The sequence below is a fragment of the Microbispora sp. KK1-11 genome, assembly GCF_006874435.1.
GTDB lineage: Bacteria > Actinomycetota > Actinomycetes > Streptosporangiales > Streptosporangiaceae > Microbispora > Microbispora catharanthi.
On sequence record NZ_VIRJ01000034.1, the window covers coordinates 1 to 21221 of the forward strand.

At 69.2% G+C, this 21221-nt stretch carries 20 protein-coding genes; 12 read left to right on the forward strand and 8 right to left on the reverse strand.

What is annotated here, in order from left to right; all coding sequences use genetic code 11:
- The coding region (locus FLW16_RS35145) for a cellulose binding domain-containing protein (RefSeq protein WP_185949726.1) at positions 1 to 546 on the forward strand (546 nt) is incomplete at its 5' end.
- 65 nt (positions 547 to 611) lie between these two features.
- On the opposite strand, the gene FLW16_RS35150 is transcribed toward FLW16_RS35145, so the two are convergent.
- The 3 genes from FLW16_RS35150 to FLW16_RS35160 all read right to left on the reverse strand — a co-directional run bounded on the left by FLW16_RS35150 (position 612) and on the right by FLW16_RS35160 (position 3368).
- Positions 612 to 1646, reverse strand: a complete 1035-nt coding sequence (locus FLW16_RS35150) for a LacI family DNA-binding transcriptional regulator (RefSeq protein WP_142564836.1) — start codon at positions 1644 to 1646, stop codon at positions 612 to 614.
- Positions 1647 to 1767: 121 nt separating this feature from the next.
- Complete coding sequence (locus FLW16_RS35155) at positions 1768 to 2619, reverse strand: helix-turn-helix transcriptional regulator (RefSeq protein ID WP_142564838.1); 852 nt, start codon at positions 2617 to 2619, stop codon at positions 1768 to 1770.
- 26 nt (positions 2620 to 2645) lie between these two features.
- On the reverse strand, positions 2646 to 3368 hold the full coding sequence (locus FLW16_RS35160) for a TetR/AcrR family transcriptional regulator (protein ID WP_221891437.1): 723 nt from the start codon (positions 3366 to 3368) through the stop codon (positions 2646 to 2648).
- 105 nt (positions 3369 to 3473) lie between these two features.
- On the opposite strand from FLW16_RS35160, the gene FLW16_RS35165 reads away from it, so the two are divergent.
- Complete coding sequence (locus FLW16_RS35165; protein WP_260615922.1) at positions 3474 to 4163, forward strand: DUF2306 domain-containing protein; 690 nt, start codon at positions 3474 to 3476, stop codon at positions 4161 to 4163.
- 2 nt (positions 4164 to 4165) lie between these two features.
- Here FLW16_RS35165 and FLW16_RS35170 read toward each other — a convergent pair whose 3' ends face one another.
- Positions 4166 to 5680 carry an MFS transporter gene (locus FLW16_RS35170; protein WP_142564840.1) on the reverse strand — a complete coding sequence of 505 codons (1515 nt, stop codon included), beginning with the start codon at positions 5678 to 5680 and terminating at the stop codon, positions 4166 to 4168.
- A gap of 82 nt (positions 5681 to 5762) precedes the next feature.
- Between FLW16_RS35170 and FLW16_RS35175 the strand changes: the two genes are divergently transcribed.
- From FLW16_RS35175 to FLW16_RS35185, 3 genes are all read left to right on the forward strand, one after another.
- On the forward strand, positions 5763 to 6173 hold the full coding sequence (locus FLW16_RS35175; RefSeq protein ID WP_142564842.1) for an SRPBCC family protein: 411 nt from the start codon (positions 5763 to 5765) through the stop codon (positions 6171 to 6173).
- Positions 6174 to 6276: 103 nt separating this feature from the next.
- Entirely contained in the window at positions 6277 to 6492 is a 216-nt protein-coding gene (locus tag FLW16_RS35180; protein WP_142564845.1) for a hypothetical protein, read from the forward strand.
- Positions 6489 to 7307, forward strand: coding sequence for a sugar nucleotide-binding protein (locus tag FLW16_RS35185; protein ID WP_142564847.1), 819 nt, complete (start codon positions 6489 to 6491; stop codon positions 7305 to 7307). Before FLW16_RS35180 ends, FLW16_RS35185 begins: the two co-directional genes overlap by 4 nt.
- Before the next feature lie 91 nt (positions 7308 to 7398).
- On the opposite strand, the gene rph is transcribed toward FLW16_RS35185, so the two are convergent.
- The gene (gene rph, locus FLW16_RS35190) at positions 7399 to 10089 is read right to left on the reverse strand and encodes a rifamycin-inactivating phosphotransferase (RefSeq protein WP_260615923.1); all 2691 of its coding nucleotides are present in this window, start codon (positions 10087 to 10089) and stop codon (positions 7399 to 7401) included.
- Between the two features lie 124 nt (positions 10090 to 10213).
- On the opposite strand from rph, the gene FLW16_RS35195 reads away from it, so the two are divergent.
- From FLW16_RS35195 to FLW16_RS35205, 3 genes are all read left to right on the forward strand, one after another.
- Positions 10214 to 10807: a DUF4291 domain-containing protein gene (locus FLW16_RS35195; RefSeq protein WP_142564849.1), complete on the forward strand. Its 594-nt coding sequence runs from the start codon at positions 10214 to 10216 to the stop codon at positions 10805 to 10807.
- A 124-nt stretch (positions 10808 to 10931) separates the two neighbouring features.
- Positions 10932 to 11915 carry an ATP-binding cassette domain-containing protein gene (locus tag FLW16_RS35200; protein ID WP_142564851.1) on the forward strand — a complete coding sequence of 328 codons (984 nt, stop codon included), beginning with the start codon at positions 10932 to 10934 and terminating at the stop codon, positions 11913 to 11915.
- Complete coding sequence (locus tag FLW16_RS35205; RefSeq protein WP_142564853.1) at positions 11912 to 12775, forward strand: ABC transporter permease; 864 nt, start codon at positions 11912 to 11914, stop codon at positions 12773 to 12775. The genes FLW16_RS35200 and FLW16_RS35205 overlap by 4 nt, the downstream gene beginning before the upstream one ends.
- Before the next feature lie 6 nt (positions 12776 to 12781).
- Here the strand turns inward: FLW16_RS35205 and FLW16_RS35210 are convergent, their stop codons facing one another.
- A complete protein-coding gene (locus FLW16_RS35210) occupies positions 12782 to 15895 on the reverse strand; it encodes a BTAD domain-containing putative transcriptional regulator (protein WP_142564855.1) in 3114 nt (1037 codons plus the stop codon).
- A gap of 59 nt (positions 15896 to 15954) precedes the next feature.
- On the opposite strand from FLW16_RS35210, the gene FLW16_RS35215 reads away from it, so the two are divergent.
- Together FLW16_RS35215 and FLW16_RS44095 are read left to right on the forward strand one after the other, a co-directional pair.
- Positions 15955 to 16386 carry a hypothetical protein gene (locus FLW16_RS35215; protein WP_142564857.1) on the forward strand — a complete coding sequence of 144 codons (432 nt, stop codon included), beginning with the start codon at positions 15955 to 15957 and terminating at the stop codon, positions 16384 to 16386.
- A 127-nt stretch (positions 16387 to 16513) separates the two neighbouring features.
- Entirely contained in the window at positions 16514 to 16690 is a 177-nt protein-coding gene (locus FLW16_RS44095) for a hypothetical protein (protein WP_185949727.1), read from the forward strand.
- Between the two features lie 257 nt (positions 16691 to 16947).
- Here FLW16_RS44095 and FLW16_RS35220 read toward each other — a convergent pair whose 3' ends face one another.
- Both FLW16_RS35220 and FLW16_RS35225 read right to left on the reverse strand, forming a co-directional pair.
- The gene (locus FLW16_RS35220; protein ID WP_142564859.1) at positions 16948 to 17487 is read right to left on the reverse strand and encodes a GNAT family N-acetyltransferase; all 540 of its coding nucleotides are present in this window, start codon (positions 17485 to 17487) and stop codon (positions 16948 to 16950) included.
- A gap of 479 nt (positions 17488 to 17966) precedes the next feature.
- Positions 17967 to 18377 (reverse strand): VOC family protein, encoded by a 411-nt coding sequence (locus FLW16_RS35225; protein WP_142564861.1) that lies wholly within the window; start codon positions 18375 to 18377, stop codon positions 17967 to 17969.
- Between the two features lie 411 nt (positions 18378 to 18788).
- Between FLW16_RS35225 and FLW16_RS35230 the strand changes: the two genes are divergently transcribed.
- Complete coding sequence (locus tag FLW16_RS35230; protein WP_142565008.1) at positions 18789 to 19169, forward strand: YccF domain-containing protein; 381 nt, start codon at positions 18789 to 18791, stop codon at positions 19167 to 19169.
- Positions 19170 to 19808: 639 nt separating this feature from the next.
- Entirely contained in the window at positions 19809 to 20480 is a 672-nt protein-coding gene (locus FLW16_RS35235; RefSeq protein ID WP_142564863.1) for a shikimate kinase, read from the forward strand.
- The last annotated feature ends 741 nt before the right edge of the window (positions 20481 to 21221 follow it).

The following is a 21221-nucleotide window of genomic DNA, read 5'->3' on the forward strand; positions in this document are numbered from 1 at the left end:
TGCACCGGCATCACGGTGTGGGGCATCACCGACAAGTACTCCTGGCGCAGCGGCGACAACCCGCTGCTGTTCGACGGCAACTACAACAAGAAGCAGGCGTACACCGCCGTCCTCGACGCCCTCAACGCAGCGACCCCGAACACGAGCCCGTCTCCGACCACCAGCCCGAACACCAGTCCGTCTCCGACCACCAGCCCGAACACGAGCCCGTCTCCGACCACCAGCCCGTCCTCGACACCGTCTCCGGTGACGGGGGCGTGCTCGGCGAGCATCGAGACGACCAACAGCTGGCCGGGCGGGTTCCAGTCGACGGTGACCGTACGGGCGGGCAGCGCGCCGGTGAACGGCTGGACCGTGAAGTGGACCTGGCCGAGCGGGCAGACCATCAGCAGTCTGTGGAACGGCACGCAGAGCGGGTCCGGCTCCTCCGTGACGGTCAGCAACGCCGCCTACAACGGCTCGATCGCGGCCGGCTCGTCCACCACCTTCGGCTTCACCGCCAACGGCAGCGCGGCCACGCCGTCCGTCACCTGCACCAGCCCCTGACGACCACTTCCCCGGGGAAGCGGGCCTCCGGTGCGGCGCACCCCGTCGCGCCGGAGGTCTCGCCCCTAGCGCTTCGGAGGAGCGGTGCTCTCGCGTACGACGAGGGTCGTGGCGAACTCCTTGCGGTGATGGGGGAGGGGCTCGCCCCTGGCGAGCGTCACCAGCATGGCGGCCGCGGCCCCCGCCATATCGGTCAGCGGCTGGTTGATCGTGGTCAGCGGCGGAATGGCCCACCGCACCGGGGGCATGTCGTCGAAGCCGACGACGCTGAGGTCCTCGGGGATGCGCAGCCCCAGTTGGTGGGCGGCGTGGTAGACCCCGATGGCCTGGCCGTCGTTGGAGGCGAAGACGGCCGTGGGCGGGTCGGACAGACGCAGCAGCCGGTGGGTGTGCGTCAGGCCGTCCTCGATCTGGTAGTCGCCCTGGCAGATCAGCTCCGGGTCGACGGGCACCCCGGCCGTGTCGAGCGCGGCGCGGTAGCCGTCGAGACGCGCCCGGCTGGACAGCGCGTGCGGCGGCCCGGTGATGATGGCGATCCGCCGGTGGCCCAGCTCAAGCAGGTGGCGGGTGGCGGTGAGCCCGCCGTTCCAGTTGCCCGCGCCGACGGAGGGGACGCGGTGTCCCGGGTCGCCGGTCGGGTCGAGGAGGACGAGGGGGATCTTGTGAGTGGCGAGCCGCTCACGCTGGACGCCGGTCAGGCTGGAGAAGACCGCGATGACGCCGGCGGGGCGGCGGCCGAGCACGTCTTCGAGCCAGTCGGCGCCGGGGATGTGGTTGCCCTGTAACTCGGAGATCGCCACGGCCATGTGATGCTCGCGCGCGACCTGTCCCACCCCCCGGGCGATCTCCGTCGGGTAGTCGCCCGCCAGTTCGTGGAAGACCAGCTCCAGCACGGCGGCGGGGCTGGAGCGCCGCCGCTGCCTGCGGAAGCCGTGCTCACGGATGAGGCCCTCGATGAGGGCGCGGGTCTCCGGCGCCACCGCGGATCTGCCGTTCACCACCTTGGAGACCGTCGCCTTCGACACTCCCGCGAGTTCGGCGAGCTGAGCGAGGGTCAGCGGTTCTCGGTCGGATGCGGGCGGCTCGTCGACAACGGTCACAAGGCGCAGTCTAACGTCGAGACGCGGCTAAAACTCTGAATGTTTCGGTGATCAGCCGAATAATTTCAGTCGGCCGCCAAGTTCGTCCTGATGTCGCCTACGAAAATTTTCGGAAACCGGTTTATACGGCGAGTGTCGGCGCGCTGAGCGCGGTGAGGGATGCGAGGCGTTCGGCGTCCTCGGTGCCGGGCTCGGCCGTGTAGACCATGATGCGCAGGTCGCTGCCCGTCACGGTGAGCACGTCGCAGTCCAGTGTCAGGGGACCGGCGTCCGGATGGTCGATGGTCTTGCGCCCGGCCTCGTGCCGGTCGACGGCACCGGAATCCCACAGCTCGGCGAACCGCTCGCTGTTCGCGCGCAGATTCGCGACCAGCCGCCGCAGCCGCTGGTCGGCGGGGTAGCGGTCGGCGGTCGCCCGCAGGTCGGCGACCAGGGCCGCCTCGAACGCCCGCAGGGACTCCGGAGTGTGCCGGGTCCGGCTGCCGGGGCCGAGGAAGTGCCGCCACACCGCGTTGCGCTGGTCGCCGCGCCACTCCGACGGGTCGCCCATCAACGCGGCGTACGGCGGGTTGGCCAGGAGCAGCGTCCAGCACGCGTCGAAGACCGCGACGGGGGTGCCGGCCAGCCGGTCCAGCAGCCGCCGGACGCTCGGCGTGATGTGCGCCGGCACCGTCTCCGGGCCGGGCGGCGCAAGCCCGGCCAGCCGGAACAGGTGCGCGCGCTCGGTGCCCGACAGCCGTAATGCCCGGGCGAGGGCCTCGACGACCTGGGCGGACGGGTGGGACGCGCGGCCCTGTTCGAGCCGGGTGACGTAGTCGACGGAGATTCCGGCCAGCAGGGCCAGCTCCTCACGGCGCAGTCCGGCCGCGCGCCGCTGTCCGGCCGCGGGCAGTCCGGCGGTCTCGGGCGCGACCCGGTCGCGCCAGCGGCGTACCGCCTCGCCGAACGCTCCGATCGTTCCTCCCGTCGCCATGCACACCAGTGTGCACCCGAGCGCCCTCAGGACCGGCCGGAGGACGTCCATCCCTGCCGGTGCAGCCGCTCGAACCCGTCGAGCAGCAGGTCGAGCGCGAACTCGAACTCGAACTGGTCGTCGCAGCCCTGGCCCACGACCGACCCTTCGTCGTGGGCGGCGGCCATGGCCACCTCCAGGATGTGGGGATACCTCCGGGCCATCTCCGCAATCATGGCCGCCTGCACCTGCGGGTCGGCCGGTGGCGGCGGGGAGGGGAACAGCTCCTGCGTGAACCCCCACATGCGGCTGCCGAGGACGTGCATCACATGGTGGGTGAGGTTGGCCGACAAGCCGCCGGCCCGGAACGTCGCGATGATCGAATCGATGTAGTCCAGCACGGCCGGGGTGGGGTGCGGGCGCGACTCGATGACACGCGACGCCCAGGGATGGCGCAGCAGCGTGCGCCTGGCCGACAGGATGCGCCCCCGGACCGCGCTCTTCCAGCCGGGGCCTCCTGCCGGGGGATCGATCTCGCCGACGATGACGTCGACCATGCCGTCGAGGAGCTCCTCCTTGTTGGCCACGTGCTTGTAGAGGGCCATCGGCACGACACCCAGCCTGTGGGCGAGGTTGCGCATGCTCACCGATTCGATTCCGGACTCGTCGGCGAGCGCGACGGCGGCACGCAGCACGCTGTCCCGGCTGAGGGGTGACCGGCGCGTGCCGTCCACCTGCTGGGGCATCTCGACCGCCTTTCGCGGAGTCATCCCTTGACGGTGTACGGCGTACACCCTACTGTGAGTCAAGAGGTGTACGCCGTACACCTGAATGACTCCGGCCGATCGAGGTCCGGTGCGAAGAAGGGACAGTGCGTGACCCCCTCCGCCAAGCGAGACTGGCTGGTGCCCGTCGGACTGATCCTGCTCAGCGCGATACCGGTGATCGCGGGCGCCTCCCGGGCCGCCGAGCTCGCCGGTGGCGCAGCCGTCACACCGGACAACGCCCGGTTCTTCGCCTCGCCGGTGCCCGTGCTCGTGCACATCGTGGGCGTCACCCTCTACTCGCTGCTGGGAGCGTTCCAGTTCCACCGCGGCTTCCGCCGCCGCAGGCCCGGCTGGCACCGCATGGCCGGGCGGCTGCTGGCCGTCTGCGGCCTCGCCGCGGCACTGTCGGGCCTGTGGATGACGCTGTTCTACGCCCGCCCTCCCGGCGACGGCGAACTCCTCACCGGCTTCCGGCTCGTCTTCGGCTCGGCCATGACCGGCTGCATCGTGCTCGGCGTCGCCGCCATCAGGCGCAGGGACGTCGCCCGCCACCGTGCCTGGATGGCCCGCGCCTACGCGATCGGCCTGGGCGCGGGTACGCAGGTCCTGACCCAGTTGCCGGTCATGCTGCTGATCGGCCGGCCCTCCGAGTTCGTCCGGGCGATGCTGATGCTCGCCGGCTGGCTGATCAACGTCGCCGTGGTCGAATGGGCCCTGCGCAGGCGCCCGGCCAGGCCGTCCCGGACGGCCGGGACCCGCCGTACCGGAGAACACCCGGGTGTCCTCGCCGGCCGATAGGTTCACGACGTGGGCGGGTGGGTTCGTTGATCCGTACCCCGATCGAGGTTCTCGAACAGGGCCGCCGCGCGTACGGCGGTGCCCAGAGCCGGGCGCCCGGTGCTGAGCAGCGCAAGGATCAGGATGCCGACGCCGAGTCCGAGCACCAGCCACCACACGCCGTGCTCCGCGCTGGTGTAGGCCGTTCCGCCGTGGGCCACGGCCGATCCCAGGAGCGTTCCGGCGATCGCGACGCCCAGGGTGGTGCCGGTCTGCCGGCCGGCCGAGGCCAGCGAGGCCGCCACCCCGGCCATCGAGCGGGGCATGCCGGAGACCGCCGTGTTGGTGATCGGCGGATTGACGGTGCCCAGGAAGACGCCGAACAGCAGATAGGTCGCGAGCACGGCCGGCAGCGGGGTGGCCGGCCCGAGCCAGAGTGACGCGCCGCCGCCCAGCGCCAGCGCGCTCCCGGCGACCACCAGCGGCAGCCGGGGACCGCGCGTGCCGACCAGCCGGCCGGTGAGCGGGGAGAGCAGCAGGACCAGCGCGCCGACCGGGAGCAGGCACAGCCCGGCAGCCAGCGCGGGCATGCCGCGTACGTCCTGGAGATACTGGGTGGTCACGAACAGGAACGCGCCGAACCCGCACAGGGCGAACAGCGCCATCAGGATCGCGGCGCCGAACGGCACGCTGCGAAACAGGCGCAGCTCCAGCAGCGGGTCGGCGCGGCGCGGCTCGTAGGCGAGGATGCCCAGCACGGCGACTACGGCGACGGCGAGCAGGCCGAGGATGACCGGCGAGGTCCAGCCCGTCGTCCTGGACTCGATGATCGCGTAGACGACGCTGCCCAGCAGCAGGATCACCAGGGTCTGTCCCACCGGGTCGAACCGGCGGGCCCGGGCGGCGCGGGACTCGGGCACGAACAACGCGGTGCACACGATCGCGGCGGCCGCGATCGGCATGTTGACCCAGAAGACCGAGCGCCAGCCGAAGCCGTCGACCAGGGCGCCGCCGAGGATCGGGCCCAGTGCCAGTGCGAGGCCGCTCATGGAGCCGAACACGCCGATGGCCCTGGCCCGCTCGGCCGGTTCTGGGAAGGTGTTGGCGACGATCGCCATCGCCACCGGGTTGAGCATCGTGCCGCCGACGGCCTGCAGCGCACGCGCCGCGATGAGCCAGCCGGTGCTCGGCGCCAGGCCGCAGAGCAGCGAGCCGAGCCCGAAGGCGGCCAGGCCGATCTGGAAGACGCGCCGGCGGCCCACCCGGTCGGCCAGTGACCCGGCCAGCACCAGGAAACCGGCCAGCACCAGCGTGTACGCGTCGACCGTCCATTGCAGGCCGGACATCGAGGCGTTCAGGTCGCGGCGGATCGCCGGCAGCGCGACGTTGACGATGGAGATGTCCATCACCACGACGACGATGCTGGCGCAGCAGATGGCGAGCACCAGGAACCGGCGGCGCGGGCTGAGTTCGCCCACGTCGGGCCGTAGCGGCCCGCGTTCGCCGGCCGTGGTTCCCGGCGGGAGTGAAGCAGTCATGACCGCGACGCTAGGAATTCGAGCGCGCTCGAGGTCAAGGGCACCGGGCAGGCAGTGTGGCCGGCTCCGGCATGATGGCGGCATGGCTTCGGAATCCAGGCACATCAGCGTGTGGATCGACCGGCACGCGGCCGACGTCTACGCGTACGCGTCGAACCCGGCCAACCTCCCCGAATGGGCTCCGGGGCTCGGCAGCTCGGTGGAGAACGTCGACGGGCAGTGGTACGTGGAGACCCCGTCGGGCCGGGTCGGTCTGGTCTTCGCGGAGCGCAACGAGTACGGCGTTCTCGACCACGACGTCACGCTGCCCTCCGGGCAGGTCGTCTACAACCCGATGCGGGTCATCCCCGACGGCGACGTCTGCGAGGTCGTCTTCACCCTGCGCCGCCTTCCGGGTGTGAACGACGAGGACTTCGCCCGCGACGCGGGACTCGTCCAGGCCGACCTCACCCGGTTGAAGCACATACTCGAATCCGCCGCTCGAGCACAGTGACCTCGCTTTCCCGTTGGTGAGGTGACGGAACGGGCGCGGGGCGCGGGGCATTTCCTTGCGCCTTCCGCTCGATCGGGATTCATTTCGTAGCATGCGCAGTCGCTTGAGGAAGCTCGTCGGCCTGACGCTCACCGGTCCGGACGGAGCTGCGATCGGCCGCCCGGCGCTTCTGGCGATCAGCGCGGTGGCCGGATTCGCCGTGCCGCCGGCCACTCTTCTCCTGCGCGGGATGACACGCTTCCAGAGCGACGTCACGGCGCCCAGCGAAGACAGCACTGCCGAAGCGGCCGCCTCGTTGAACTACGGTCACAGCCCATGAGGATCCTCATCGTCGGCGGCAGCGGCTTTCTCGGTCACGAACTCATGCGGCAGTCCGCGGCCGAGGGCCATGTCGTGGCCGCGACCTACCTGACCCGGCCGGGAACGGCCGCGGGAGTCGAATGGGTGCGACTCGATATCCGTGACCGTACCGCTGTGCTCGACCTGATCGGCGCGTTCAGGCCCGACGCCGTCGTAAACGCGGCCTACGGTCAATCGGACTGGGTGACGACGGCTGTCGGCGCCGCTCACGTGGCCATCGCGACCTCCGGGAACGGCGGGCGCCTGGTGCACGTGTCCAGCGACGCCGTCTTCTCAGGTAAGGCGATCACCTATGCCGAGGACCGCGTCCCCGATCCGGTCACTCCGTACGGAGCGGCGAAGGCGGCCGCAGAGGTGGCTGTGCAGGCGATCAGCCCCACGGCGGTGATCGCACGGACCTCCCTGATCATCGGGGACGGCGGCTCTCCGCACGAAGACTTGGTGCACGCGCTTGCCTCAGGTGGCATGCACGGGATGCTGTTCACCGACGATGTGCGCTGCCCGGTGCATGTCCGTGACCTGGCAGCGGCCCTCTTGGAGCTTGCGACGTCTGATCGCGCGGGGATCCATCACGTGGCCGGGGCCGACGCGGTAAGTCGATATGAGCTTGGATGTCTTGTCGCGCAGCGTGACGGCATCGATCCGGCTCGGCTTCCGTACGGCCGGCGTGCCGACACCGACCTGCCCGGGCCCCTCGATGTGCGGCTGGACTGCGGCCTGACTCAGCGGCACCTGAGGACCAGGCTGCGCGGCGCGCGAGAGTTCGTGAGATAGCTGTTACGCGACCCTGTGGACGTGTGGGCAGGCCGCGATCCGCGCACGCGGCCTGCCACTGCTGCTGGAGTCCCGGGCCCGAGGCGACGGTTCAGGAGAGGATCTCGACGTACCCGTCGGTTCCGTGAACGCGGATCCGCTGCCCGTCTCGGATCAGCCGGGTGGCCTGCTCCACACCCACGACGGCGGGCAGGCCGTACTCCCGCGCGATCACCGCGCCGTGCGTCATGAGGCCGCCCACCTCCGTCACCAGTCCGGCGACCGAGACGAACAGGGGGGTCCAGCTGGGGTCGGTGTAGGCGGTGACCAGGATGTCGCCCGCCTCGAGGTCGGCCTGAGCCATGTCCATGACGACACGGGCACGGCCCTCGACGGTCCCGGCCGAGACCGGGAGGCCGGTCAGCGCGCCGGGCGGGGCGTCGTCACGCCGATACCGGCCAGTGACGGCCTCGCCGTCCGACGTGAGGACCCGTGGCGGTGTGAGCGCCTCGTACGACCGGAACGCCTCACGCCTTTCCCGGATGAGTTCGGCGTCCACGTCGTTGGTGCGCACGACCTTCTTCAACTCATCGAGCCGGAGGAAGAAGATGTCGTCCTTCTCACGCAGGACACCGGACCGGACGAGGCGCTCGGCTTCCTGCAGCAACGCCTGCTTGTAGACGAAGTAGCGGCTGATCATGCCGTACTTGGGGTACTCGCGGTATCCGGCGAAGGTGCGGACGCGGTCGATCATCCGCTTGGTCTCCTCTGCCTTCTGCTCCCCATCGGGTAGGGCGCGCAAGCGCGTCAGCAGTTCCTGTTCTTTCCGTCGTGACTCCTGGCGTCCTTGCTCGAAGCGTCGCTTGCCGGCGCCCGGCTCGAAGTTCTTGACGTTGCCGAGGATGGCGGGCACGAGCATCGCGGGTTGCTCGCTCCAGCGGGTCCTGGTGATGTCGATCTCACCCGCGCAGCGCATGCCGTACTGGTCGAGGTAGCCCCGGATGGCGTCACGCGCTTCCCGTCCGCCGGCCAGCGCGGCCAGCTCGTCGAGGAAGCCGTCGCCCTCCCGGCCTTCGTCCACGACGCGCTGCAGGAACGCCACGACCTCGTCATGGGGTCGGATCGTGTCCGCGACGTCGAGGAGCGCCAGCCCCATCTCCGAGGTGACGTTGTGGGGGACGGACTGCGTGAGCGCGTCGGCCGCGTTCTTCTCGCCCAGCCATGCCTCAAGGTGTTCGTTGAGCCACCAGGTCGCCTCCATCCCCGCCATGATCGCCTGGTGGCTCCGCGGCTCGAACAGGATGCGCTTCAGCTCTGCGATGTCGGCCACGATGAAGTCGAGCAGCGCCGGCCCGGACAGATCCCGGATCTCGCGCCGCAGGGTGGCGACGGACGCCTCGCTGCGTCGGATCAGCTGGGTGACGACGGCCGGATCGGTCTCGATCGGCGCGGGTGCGTCACCGGCGGGTGGGGCGCCGGCGGGCGCGGCGCCAGGCCCTTCGTCCGGAAGCGAGCGGAGGAAGTCACCGCGGTCGAGGACGGTCTGTAGCGCGTCCAGAAACAACGGGTCGGCCTTTTCCAGCATCGCGAGGAAGTTCGCGCGACCCGCGGGTGTCGCCAGGATGGGGGTTACATCGACGAACAACCGTCCGCCCGCCTCGTGCATCGGTCGCGGCGTCGTCAGCTGCCACAGGGAGAGTCCCAGCGGCTTCATCGCGTCGGTCATCATCTGCTGGTGACCGACGGAGATGTAGACGTGGTTCTCCTGGTCATCGGTCGTGGGGACGGGGAACAGGGTGGTGATCGCCCGACTCTGGACGATGTGGAAGTCGTCGCCGACCAGGCACCATTCGATGTCCTGGGGCCGGCCGAAGTACGCTTCGATCCGCCGGCCCAGCCGCACCAGGCGCACGACTTGCGCGTCCGTCAGAGCCGGCTGCGTCTGCCGCCGCTGCTCGACCGGTGCGTCCTGGGTGCCGCCTTCCGGCGACGCCTGGACGAACCGCGACTTGGTGGCGACCGCTCTGCTGACGACCTGGTCGTCGCGCACCGTGTAGACGTCCCCGGAGACCAGGCCGGAGACAAGCGCCTCGCCGAGCCCCCAACCGGCCTCCACGGTGGCGATCTTCCGGTTCGATGTCACGGGGTCCGCGGTGAACAGGATCCCGGCCGCGTCGGGGAACACCATCCGCTGTACGACCACGGCCATCCGTACCTTCCGGTGGTCGAAGCCGTTACGGCGCCGGTAGGTCACCGCCCGCTCGGTGAACAGCGAGGCCCAGCACCTCCGGACGTGCAGAAGGATCGCCGTCAGGCCCACGACGTTCAGGTACGAGTCCTGCTGGCCGGCGAAGGACGCGGTCGGCAGGTCCTCGGCCGTCGCGCTGGAACGCACCGCGTAGGAGGCGTGCTCCCCGAGCCGGGCGAGCGATTCGCTGATCGCCGCCACGAGATCGTCGGGCAACGCGACGCCCTCGACGGCGCGGCGGATATCCGCGCTCAGGGTGCGGATCGTCGCGCGGTCGTCCGGTTCCACCCGCGACAACAGGTCAAGCTGGGCGTCGATCGACGGCACCTCGGCCACGACCCGCTGGAAGGCGTCCGTCGTGACGCAGAAGCCGTCAGGCACGCGGATGCCGTCGATTCGCGAGAGCTCGCCCAGGTGCACCCCCTTTCCGCCGACGTCTGCGACGTTCGTCGAGTCGATGTGCTCGAAACCCATCACGTAGCGCAATTCGCTCGCTCCATCGTTCGTCGGGTCGGTTCGCAACGGGCAAGTATGGAGCACTTTCCGACGCCTCATGAGGCGTGGGGATCTGCTATAAAGTGAAAGTGGAGGGGTGTGGAGCCTGCCACCGACGCCTGCGCCGCCGCGTTCCGGTTTATCCGCTTGTCCGGCTGGCCTGCGGTTCGCGATGCTCTGCGGAATGAATGTTCCGTACCGGCAGATTCGTGCCGCATTCACCGACGAAGCCATCACCGTCTACCAGGCCTACGACCCGGCCATCGCGGCCCCGGCCGTCGCCGCGCAACGATTCGTTTCGCCCTTCAAGCGCGAACGAATGACCTGGATCAAACCGTCCTTCCTGTGGATGATGTACCGCTGCGGCTGGGCCGCCAAGCCCGGTCAGACCAGGGTCCTGGCCATCGACATCACCCGAGAGGGATTCGAATGGGCGCTTGAGCACTCCTGCCTCAGCCATGCCGGCGACGGCGACGACCACGAGGCGTGGAGGAAACGCCTCCACGAAAGTCCGGTTCGAATCCAGTGGGATCCCGAACGGGACCCGCATCACAATCCTCTGCCGTACCGATCGATCCAGGTGGGCCTGTCCGGCGAAGCGGTCGCCCGGTACCTCGATCAGTGGGTCCTGTCGATCACCGACCTGACCGATCAGGTCCGCGACATCCGACAGGCGCTACGCGATGGCCGGGACCCCACGGACATGCTTCCCGTGGAACGCCCGTATCCCCTGCCCACAGAACTCGCCCGGGCCATCGGCGCCACGATCGCGCGATGACGCCGGAGCCGGTGGTGAAACCGGCAGGTCAGAGGTGAAACCAGCGTGAAGCCGCGATGAAGCCGGCAGCGCGGAAGCTCTTCTCGTACGCCGGGAGGTACCCGGCGGAGAGAGGAGACGCGTCATGGCGGACCTCAGTGCCGTCCGGGCCGACAGTCTGATCAAGAACTTCGGGGACTTCCGGGCCGTGGACGGCATCGACCTCGACGTACGGCAAGGCGAGATCTTCGGGGTCCTGGGCCCGAACGGAGCAGGTAAGACCACGATGCTCCGGATGCTCGCGACCCTGCTCCCGATCGACGGCGGCCACGCGGAGATCTTCGGCGTCGACGTCCGGCGGGAACCCCACCGCATCCGGCAACTGGTGGGCGTCACCGGCCAGTACGCCTCGGTGGACGAGGACCTGACCGCCCGGGAGAACCTCTGGCTGTTCGCCCGCCTGCAGGGCCTGACGAGCGCCCGAGCCAAGAGCATCGCCGGCGACCTGCTCGAACGCTTCGACCTCCAGGAGGCGGCCGACCGTCCCCTGTCCCAGTTCAGCGGCGGCATGCGCCGCCGCCTGGACCTGGCGTCGAGCCTGATCACCCGCCCACCCCTGATCTTCCTGGACGAGCCCACGACCGGCCTCGACCCGAGAACCCGTGGTCAGATGTGGGACACCATCCGCGAGCTGGTCACCGACGGTTCCACGATCCTCCTGACCACCCAATACCTGGACGAGGCCGATCAACTGGCCGATCGCATAGCCGTGATCGACCGAGGCCGGAAGGTCGCCGAGGACGTCCCCGACGCCCTGAAGACCCAGGTCGGCGACTCGACCCTGCAGCTCAGGCTCGCGGACGGCTCCGACACCGCCCTGGCCGCGGACGTCGTACGGCGGCTGCTGGGGGAGGAGCCGGTCCTGACCCCGGAATCAGGGCGCATGAACATCCCCCTCCCCGACCCCGACCGGGCCGCGGACGTCCTGATCGGCCTGCGGGAAGCGGGCCTCGGCATCTCCTCGGTGAGCGTCGCCAAGCCGACGCTGGACGAGGTCTTCCTGGCGCTGACCGGCCACGGCGCCGACGACGAATCCCAGATGAAGCCCCAGATGGAGGCGGCCCGATGACCACAAGCACCGTGACCACGACCACCGGGACCCCGGCCACCCGCGGCTCCCAGCGCATCGACCCCTCCGCCGTGGTCGCCCGCACCACGTCCCACAGCTCGCTTCAGGCAACCTGGGTCCAGATCCTGGCGATGGCATGGCGGGCGTTGAAGAAGATGCGCCGCAAGCCGGAGCAGTTCTTCGACGTCCTCATCCAGCCCTTGCTGTTCACGGCGATGTTCGCGTTCATCTTCGGCGGCGCGATCTCCGGCAGCGTGTCGAGCTACCTCCCGATACTGATCCCCGGCATCCTCGCCCAGACGGCCCTGACGGTCTGCATGGCGACAGGCGTGCAGCTGCGCGAAGACATGGACAAGGGGGTCTTCGACCGCTTCAAGTCCCTGCCGATCGCAAGGATCGCTCCCCTGGCCGGCCCGATGATCGCCGACCTCATCCGTTATGGCATCGCGTCGGTGCTGACGGTCGTCACCGGCCTGCTCATCGGTTACCGCCCCGGTGGCGGCGTGCTCGGCTGCATCGGTGGCGTCGCGCTCACCGTGATCGCGGGCTGGTCGCTGGCGTGGATCTTCACCTGGCTGGGCACGATGGCGCGTTCGGCGCAGAGCGTCCAGGGCATCTCAATGATGATCATGTTCCCGCTCACCTTCCTGTCCAACGCCTTCGTCCCCGCCAAGACGCTGCCCGGCTGGCTGGAGGCGTTCGTGAAGGTCAACCCGGTGTCGCACGTCGTCTCCGCGGTGCGCGACCTGTTCAACGACGGGGCCGTGACGGCCGAGGTCGGCTGGGCGGTCATCGGCTGCGCCGTCGTCGTCGCGATCTTCGCTCCGCTGGCGGTCCGCTCGTACTCCCGCAAGATGTAGCCGGTGTCAGAGCACCCGCTCCAGGACGGCGCGGGCCTCGGCCAGCAGGTCGGGGCCGCGCCGTTCGCCGTATTCGGCCTCGATCCGGGACATGACGCCGGGGGCGATCCGTTCGGCGTGCGCGGACAGCACCGACCACTGCATCGTCGGGACGAACCGGTTGTAGGCGAACCGATCGGCGAGCACGAGCAGCCGCACCGCCTCCTCGGCGGGCAGCGCCCCCTTTCGCAGGCCCCAGATGCTCAGCCCGGCGAGCACCATCCCCATCACCGGGTAGTCCCTGGAAGTGCGGTCCCTGTCGAACACGATCAGGACTTTGCTCCGCAACGACTCGAAGAGGTCCGCGCCGTCGTCGCCCTCGCCGTACTCCGCGAACGCCGACAGCGCGATGGCCTCGCCCAGGACGCCCCACGGTGTGAGGGAGTCGGGCGCGCCCGGGATGCGCATGTTCCTGAGCACCTCGGCGGTCTCACGGTGCCGCCGCAGGCCTTCGGCGATGTCGCCGTCGGCGAGAGCAAGCTGGGCTCTGCCGGCGGTGGCCGACAGGATCTCTCCGTAGGAGGTGGCCTGGGAAGCGAGCGCCTCCAAGTCGTCGATGATCCGTGCGGCCTCGTCGCGGCGCCCTTCGGCGAGCGCCGCCATGGCGATGGTGGCGCGGATCTGGATGACGTCGTCCATCGCCCCGAGGCGTTCGAGCACCGGGAGCGCCTGGGCGGCATGCCGGGAGGCCGACGCGGAGTCACCGAGATGCGCGTACAGGCCGGACAGCTGGGTGTGCAGCACCGCCCGGTGCCAGGGACCGACGTCCTCGCCCACGAGTTCGAGGGCGGCTCGGGCCGCCTCGATCGCGCCGACCGGGTCGCCGACGTTCTCCCTGCCGTGGCTCAGCCAGTGCAGCGCGATCCGGCGGATCATGGGGTCGGGATCGGCGGCCAGCTTCTCCAAGCCGCTCTCGGGATCCGACACCGTGGTGAGCAACGCGGTCACCAGCGCCCGGACGGCCGGATTCGCCGAGTCGGCGCCCAGCTCGGACAGCAGCCGCGCCGGCGTCGCGGAATCCTCGTAGGTGACGAGGATGGTGCTGAACAACGCGATGCTCAGGGCCGTACGGGTCCGGTCGAGGCGCCGGGGCGGAGGCGCCCAGCCGGTCAGGGCGGCGGCGACGGCCTGGGTGAGGACGATGATCCGGGGGTGGTCCCCGCGGATCATCCAGTAGCCGCCCAGAGCGGAGAACAGCACCACGACCGCTTCCGGGTCGGGGTCCGCGAGGGCCTCGCGCAGGATGTCGGCGAGGTTCGTCTCCTCCGAACGCAGCCGGTCCATCGCGTCGACCTGCTCCGGCGAGTACAAGCGGACGCCGTGCCGGTCGGCGTACCCGACGGCCCACGCGCGTACGGCCGCCCGCGCGTCAGCGGTCTCGCTGGCCGAATCCAGCCGCACCCGGCCGAACTCCCGCACCGTCTCGAGCATGCGGTAGCGGACGCCGCCGGCGGTCTCCACGACGGTGAGCAGGGACTGCTCCACGAGCTCTTCGACGTCGCCGAGAGCGTCGTCGCCGAGCACCTCCTCCGCGGCGTCGAGGGAGAAGCCGTCCGGGAAGGCCGAGAGGCGGCGCAGGGCCCGGCGCTCCCGCTCGCCGAGCAGGTTCCAGGACCAGTCGATCACCGCCAGCAGCGTCTGGTGCCGGGAGGGCGCGCTCCGGTCGCCGCCGCGCAGCAGCGAGAACCTGTCCTCCAGCCGCCGGGCGATCTCGCCCGGTGACATCACCCGCACCTTCGCGGCGGCCAGTTCGATCGCGAGCGGCAGGCCGTCCAACCGGGCCACGACGGCACGTACGTCGTCCTCGTCGAGGCGCACACCGGGCCGGGCCGCGGTCGCGCGGTCGCGGAACAGCTCGACGGCGTCACCGGTTCCCAGCTGGGGCAGCGAATAGACGCGTTCGGCGGCGATCGCCAGCGGCGAGCGGGTTGTGGTGAGGACGCGCAGCTCCCGTGTGGTCGCGGTCAGATAGGCGACCAGATCGGCGACCGCCTCCACCAGATGCTCGCAGTTGTCGAGCACCAGCAGCGTCGGGGCCAGATCGAGCTGCTGGGCGACACGCGCCCGGACGTCGGCGCGCTGCTGCGGGGTGAGCCTGCGGCGTCCGGTCACCGAGTCGCGGACGCCGAGCGCCGACCCGACCTCACCGACCAGGTCCTCGGGCGCGGTCACGCCGACCAGCTCGACGAAGTGCACCACCGGCTGCGGGGCCTCGCGGGCGACGGCATGGGCGAGCCGGGTCTTGCCGAGCCCGCCCGGACCGAGGATCGAGACCACCCGGGAGGTGGCGAGCAGTGCCCGCACCCGCCGGAGGTCGTCGTCGCGGCCGAGCAGCGGGGTCGTGTCGAACCGCACGCCGGCGCGCACGGGGCTGTCCAGCGCCAGCAGCTCACGGTGGATCCGCCGCAGCTCCGGGCCGACGTCGGCGCCGATCCGGTCGCGCAGGTCCGACCGATAGCGCTCGAAGCGGTCCAGCGCGGCGCCCGTTCCGCGCACCGCCGCCTCGCTGCGCAGGAGGTCGGCGAGCAGCCCCTCGTCCTCGGGGTGGACCCGCACAGCCTCCTCGAGCTCGGGCAGGGCGAGGCCGTGGTCGCCGCTCCGGCTACGGGCCCGGGCGAGCACGACCCGCGCGGACGCCAGATCGCGTTCCGCACGCCGGCGCACCTCGGCCAGCGGGCCGCCGCCCTCGGGCGGCAGCGCCCCGATGCCCAGCGCGAGCGCCTCCTCCGCCACCGCGACCGCCGCGGCCGGATTCTCGGCGAGCAGCGCCCGCGCGCGGCCCGACAGACCGTGCAGCCGGCCGGCGTCGACCCACTCGGGCGGAACTTCGAGCCGGTAGCCGCCCCCTTCCGTGACCAGCGCCTCCGACCCCACGACCGACCTGGTCCTGGACACCAGGACCTGCAGCGCCTTCGCCGGATTGGCCGGTTCGCTGTCTCCCCATACTTCCGCGACGAGCTGATCCGCGTTCACGGCCCGGCCGGCGAGCGCGAGAGCTGCGAGCAGCGCCTGAGCCCTCTCGCCGACCACCGGCTGCCCCCGCCACCGCACAGCGTCGAGCAGGGTCAGGTCGATCGGCATGCCGCAAGTCTAGGCTCCGATGAGCCATCCACCCGTGCCCCTCCTTGGAGCAACGCCCCATGACCCTCGCCCACGTCGAGCTCGCCTCCGGGCGAAGTCTCGGCCTGTCGGCCATTCGTCTCGACTCCACCTACGACGGCCTACTTGAGGGTTATCCGTGCACCAGGCTGAACGACAGACTCTTGTCCGTCCTGCGTAGCTGGGCGCAGACGTCTTATCCATCCCTGCCGTTCCATCTCATCGACCCTCCCCGGGCGTACCCCGACGAGAAGCCCGGCCCGTGGGGCCCGGTTGAGCTGTTGCCTCCGGTGAGGTGCCTGGGCCTGTTCAGCTCGTTCCCCCTGGCAGAGGACCACGAGCCCGTGCTGTACGAGTCGGTGCTCGTCGTGGGCTGGTTTCAGGCCGCTGTCTCTCTCCCGGTTGGAGAGGACGCGATGCCAAGGTTCCGGTCGCTGGCTTGGGAGGACCTGGCCCAGGACAGGGAACGCTGACGCGCTGATCATCTGGGCTGGCTCGCCACGACCCCGAAAACAATCAAGGCTCAGGTCGGGATCCATCTCCTGATCGTGTGGCCAAGTGACCGCCGCCGTTCGGGAAGCGCTTGGAGCACCCGGGAGCATGGTTCTGCAGAACGACAACATCCCAGGCCAGACGCTTTCTCATCTCCACGTCCACGTGATCCCTCGTTCCCCCGATGACGGTTTCATCCTCTCGGACCCCGGCAAGATCGAGGTTCCCTTCGAGGTCCGAGCGCAGCAGGCGGCTCAGCTCCGCAAGGCGCTCAGCAAGCGGTAGTCGAGGAACTGTGTCCCTGGCCTGGGCCTTTGTGCGTGGAGCGGGTGACGGGGATCAAACCTGCGCTGTCTGCTTGGGAATCGCATGGATCATGCCTTATAGCGGCGCTGAGCCCGACGTGGGGCCGGCCATGAGTGACCGTGGTTGACCCCTTGTCACCTCGTCCAATTGCACGCTGATCAGCCCGCGAGCGCGATCTTTCCGGAGGAGTGATACATCTCGCCGGCCTGGCCCGTCTGCCGCCGAGCTGAAGGCGTCTATTCGCTCTGAGTCGGCTTCCGCGCCGTCTCGGGACTCACGTAGTAGTGCAGCAAAGCGTTTTCGCCTGCTGCGTTCAGCCACTCGGCACGGGCGCTTGCCACGCGTTGCCATCCGGCGCGTTCGTACAGGGCGATGGCCGCGTGGCCGTCGTCGGATACGTCGAGCACGAGAGGTATTCCTAGATCGGCGGCCTTCTTGCCGACCACGTCGAGGAGGCGAGTGGCATGCCCGTGGCCTCGTCCCTGAGGAGTGACGAAGAGCCGGGTGATCGATCCGACCGGACCGGCCGACGTACTGATGGCCCGGGCGAGGGGCGCTTCAAGCGTTGCCGCGTCCAACTGCGAGAGGCCAACGTGTCCGACGACGTCAGAGCCTTCAACCACCACCCATGCTTCAACAAGGTTGGAAGGTGTCAGCCATCGCCAGGGATCGGCGGGCCAGTCCACTGGGTAGCGATCGGAAGCATGCACGGTGGCGAGAGCATCGATGCAGGCACGCAGATCCTTGACGGTTCTTGGACGGATCAAAGGGCTCATCACCCAGCGATTTTCTCAGGGCAGGGGCTTGGTCAGGACAGCGTCTTCCTCGTGGCTGCCGACCCCGGGACCGGACCGGCGCGTGAAGGGTCAGTGGAGCTGAGCGCGCAGCGACGTAGTAGGCGCCCTTGACTCGGCGGGCACAGCCGGGACGCTCGGGCAGCGAGGAGGATCGCCCGCTGCACCTGGCGCGAATCCGGTACGACGATCACGGGGTCCACCAGTACGGATGCACCTGGGATTGGGCCTCTCGGTCTCGTGCCCAGTGGTCCCTGGCCCCCTCGGTCTGTGCGCCCTCCGCGCCCTCCGAGACGGTGGGCCGGACTGACGAAGGAAGCCCGGACCTTCGATCGCCGTCGACCAGTTCGTTGATCAGCCACAGCGCGATCGCGACCTGTACGGGTGTGGTTGCTGACCCATAGCCAGGGCTTGTCTCAAAGTCGTCGCGCCGTAGGCCAGACGGCTTAGAGACAGGCCCTCTAGTCGCGCTTTGGCCAGATCGGGCCCTGGTCGGTCCAGATGACGCCCTTGTTGCGACACAGGCAGAAGGGGTGGCCGATCGGGTCGGTGTAAACCCGCCAACCGTAGCCGTTGGGGCCGATGAAGTCCTGCTGCAGTGTAGCGCCGAGGTCGAGGACGCGGCGCTGCTCGGACTCGATGTCGTCCACTTCGAAGTCGAGGTGGAACTGCTTGGGGTGCTCGCTGTCGGGCCACTGCGGAGCGCGGTAGTCGTCCACCCGGATGAAGGCCAGCTCGACCTCGCCGAACTTGATGCCGGCCCAGTCCTCGTGGCTGCCTTCCTTGATCGGGCGACCCGTCACCTCGGAGTAGAAGGCCGCCAGCTTCATCGTGTCCGGGCAGTCGATGATGAAATCGGTGAGTCGCAGCATCCCGCGATCGTGTCACAAGATCAAGGGCGCCTAGGGACTGTGCCCGAGCTGTCCTCTCTGTGGACGCAGTGGCGGGGCCGGCCGCGGGCTCGGGTACTGGGGTCCGGGCAGCCGTACCTGGTCCTGGAGTCCGACGAGGCGGACGTGACGGTCTCGACCACCGGGCCGGATCGGTACTCCGCCGACGACCTCGACATCGCGCGGGAGATCTTCAACGCCGCCGCGCGGTACCCGGCCGACTGCGAGCGCATGTACGCCGAACACCCCCAGGCCGCTGACCGCCTGGTCACTCAGTTGGTCGCTGGGGTGGTGACCGTCACCCTCCCATCCGTTGGTGCGGCGGCGAAATGTCGGCGCTGCCCAGAACTGATCCACTACCTGCCGAGCCGGCCGGATGGGACAGTGAGCACTATGAAGACCGTCCTTAATGTCATCTGGCTGATCTTCGCCGGCCTGTGGCTCGCATTAGGGTACGTGGCGGCGGGGATCATCTGTTGCGTCCTCGTCGTCACCATCCCGTTCGGCATCGCGTCGTTCCGGATCGCGGGCTACGCGCTGTGGCCGTTCGGCCGGACCGTCGCCGACAAGCCGTCCGCCGGCGCGTGGTCGGTGCTCGGCAACGTCATCTGGCTGCTCGTCGCCGGGATCTGGTTGGCGATCGGGCACATCGCCACCGCGATCCCGCTGTTCATCTCGATCATCGGCATCCCGCTGGGGATCGCGAACCTCAAAATGATCCCGATCTCGCTGATGCCGCTGGGCAAGGACATCGTTCCCGTGAGCCGCGGATAAGTGACCCGTGACGAGAAGTGGGTTTTCCCCGGGATAAAGCGCATCCCGTGCCCGGGAAACGGCCGGCCTGCCGAATAGCCGAAATTGTCACTGACGGACTCTATGCTTCCCGCCTATGCCTGAACATCGCCGCTCAGTGGGGATGATGGACTTCACGGTCGCTGTCGCCGATCGGGATCCGGGTGCCCACTTTGACGGCTACGAGGACATCGTTGAGATCAGTTTCGAGTCCCCGTCAGGCGAGGTCCTCCTGGCGGGATGGCAGACGGATTGGGACGGTGGAAAGGCGCACAGCCTTCCTCGGCTGCCTGCTGGTCCCGGACCATACCGATTGCGGTATCACACCCCGGGGATGAGGAGAGCGTACTCGTCCGGCTCCGGCCTGCTTGTTCACACGCAAGTAGCCTCGCCAGTGGATCACGGCGAACATGGGTCATCGTGGCACGGGAGCCGGATGCTCCGCACCTGCGCGCACCCCGCCTACTGATCACCCCGTCCGCCTTGGTCTGCTCGGCTCGTCCCGAATTGATGGCGGGCGGGGTGGTCACGCCGCATACCTCAGCCACTACGGCCGGCCCGCTGTGCACCGGGCGTTCGTCCCCAACGCCCACTGGGAAGGCACTCGACAGGAGATAACGAATGCACTCTGAACCGCACGAAGGTGCTTCTCTCGGGGTTTGGAAGGAACGGTTGCGCCACGTCTATTGGATCGGCGGCGGGAGCGGGTCCGGAAAATCCACCATCGCCCGACACATCGCCGATCGGTACGGGATGCGGCTGTTCGATACCGACGCGGTCATGCCCGACCACGCCCTCCGCATGCCCGTGGAACAAGCTCCTTACCTGCGCAAGTTCGCTGCCATGGACATGGACGAACGCTGGGTGGCCAGGAGTCCACGCGAAATGCTCGATACCTTCCACTGGTTCCACGGCGAAGGATTCAGGCTGATCGTCGAAGACCTTCTAGCCCTCCCCGCCGACCTGCCGGTGGTCGCCGAGGGATTTCGGCTGCTGCCCGAACTCGTCCAACCCCTGCTCGCCGAATTGCGCCATGCCGTGTGGCTGCTGCCGACTCCCCAGTTCCGCCAAGCGGTGTTCGACAGCCGTGGCGGACCGGCATGGGGATTCCTCGCAAAGACCGGTGACCCGCAGCGGGCGCTGCAGAACCTGCTCCAGCGCGACGCAATGTTCACCGACCGGCTCATCAAGCAGACCCGGAATCTGGGCCTCTACGGGCTCAGGGTGGCTTCCGGGGACACCGAGGAAGATCTCGCACGGCGAGTCTCCGCGGTGTTCGGTCTTGAGGTGTAGGTGGTCGACGCGGGGTTCAGCGGTGGTAGCCCATCGGCATTTCCAGCGGCCCATCATGTCGACGAAGTCCTACTTGTAGGGATGCAGCCCAACGCGTCGCCCATGTCCGCGCCACGCCGGCCTCAGTCCTCTACGAAGGCAGGGCCTCGGTTCCGGTGCCCGGCCTGACGGGGCGATCAGGAGTGCCTCCGCCGGAGGCATCTGCGGCTGGGGTTGTCGGCCAGTAGGTGGGCCGGTTGGTGCCGAGCTTTCGCACGCTGAACGGAGACAGAGTCATGGGCTTGACCCATCCTTGCCGGGTCAGTGCCACTTGGGCGGGGACGGGGATGACCGGGTAGAGCTCGATGCCTTGCGTCCAGTTCATCAGCACTCCTTCGGTCGCATCCGGATCCACCATGATGATCGAAATGGGCTGTCCGTCTTCGGCCCAGGTGTTCCAGATGGCCCGGTCCGATGCATCCGTGGTCTCGGCGGCGCGCAGTCCGTCGTAGGTCAGCTCGCCGCTGGAGGTCGCGTTGGAGTTCGCCGGCGGCGGCGAGGGCCTGCACCGTGAACTTCACGGTGGACAGCAGCTCGCGACGACCGGGTCCTCGATCCCGGCCTCGTCCAGGACGAGGTTCTGTCGGGCGGCCGACTGCCGGTCGGTCGAGACCCGCTTGTAGATCAGGTTCGCCACTGAGGGCCCCTTCCGTGCGGGAGAAAGGGCCCTATCCGTCGTCAAACCCTGTCAGCAATCGCCAT

Bases quoted from the DNA above. Each gene is read 5' to 3' on its own strand.
- FLW16_RS35185 (WP_142564847.1), top strand. From the start codon at position 6,489: ATGAGGATCCTCATCGTCGGCGGCAGCGGCTTTCTCGGTCACGAACTC.
- FLW16_RS35200 (WP_142564851.1), top strand. From the start codon at position 10,932: ATGGCGGACCTCAGTGCCGTCCGGGCCGACAGTCTGATCAAGAACTTC.
- FLW16_RS35215 (WP_142564857.1), top strand. From the start codon at position 15,955: ATGACCCTCGCCCACGTCGAGCTCGCCTCCGGGCGAAGTCTCGGCCTG.
- rph (WP_260615923.1), bottom strand. From the start codon at position 10,089: ATGAGGCGTCGGAAAGTGCTCCATACTTGCCCGTTGCGAACCGACCCG.
- FLW16_RS35235 (WP_142564863.1), top strand. From the start codon at position 19,809: ATGCACTCTGAACCGCACGAAGGTGCTTCTCTCGGGGTTTGGAAGGAA.
- FLW16_RS44095 (WP_185949727.1), top strand. From the start codon at position 16,514: ATGGTTCTGCAGAACGACAACATCCCAGGCCAGACGCTTTCTCATCTC.
- FLW16_RS35195 (WP_142564849.1), top strand. From the start codon at position 10,214: ATGAATGTTCCGTACCGGCAGATTCGTGCCGCATTCACCGACGAAGCC.
- FLW16_RS35220 (WP_142564859.1), bottom strand. From the start codon at position 17,487: ATGAGCCCTTTGATCCGTCCAAGAACCGTCAAGGATCTGCGTGCCTGC.
- FLW16_RS35230 (WP_142565008.1), top strand. From the start codon at position 18,789: ATGAAGACCGTCCTTAATGTCATCTGGCTGATCTTCGCCGGCCTGTGG.
- FLW16_RS35160 (WP_221891437.1), bottom strand. From the start codon at position 3,368: ATGACTCCGCGAAAGGCGGTCGAGATGCCCCAGCAGGTGGACGGCACG.
- FLW16_RS35225 (WP_142564861.1), bottom strand. From the start codon at position 18,377: ATGCTGCGACTCACCGATTTCATCATCGACTGCCCGGACACGATGAAG.
- FLW16_RS35205 (WP_142564853.1), top strand. From the start codon at position 11,912: ATGACCACAAGCACCGTGACCACGACCACCGGGACCCCGGCCACCCGC.
- FLW16_RS35155 (WP_142564838.1), bottom strand. From the start codon at position 2,619: ATGGCGACGGGAGGAACGATCGGAGCGTTCGGCGAGGCGGTACGCCGC.
- FLW16_RS35170 (WP_142564840.1), bottom strand. From the start codon at position 5,680: ATGACTGCTTCACTCCCGCCGGGAACCACGGCCGGCGAACGCGGGCCG.
- FLW16_RS35175 (WP_142564842.1), top strand. From the start codon at position 5,763: ATGGCTTCGGAATCCAGGCACATCAGCGTGTGGATCGACCGGCACGCG.
- FLW16_RS35210 (WP_142564855.1), bottom strand. From the start codon at position 15,895: ATGCCGATCGACCTGACCCTGCTCGACGCTGTGCGGTGGCGGGGGCAG.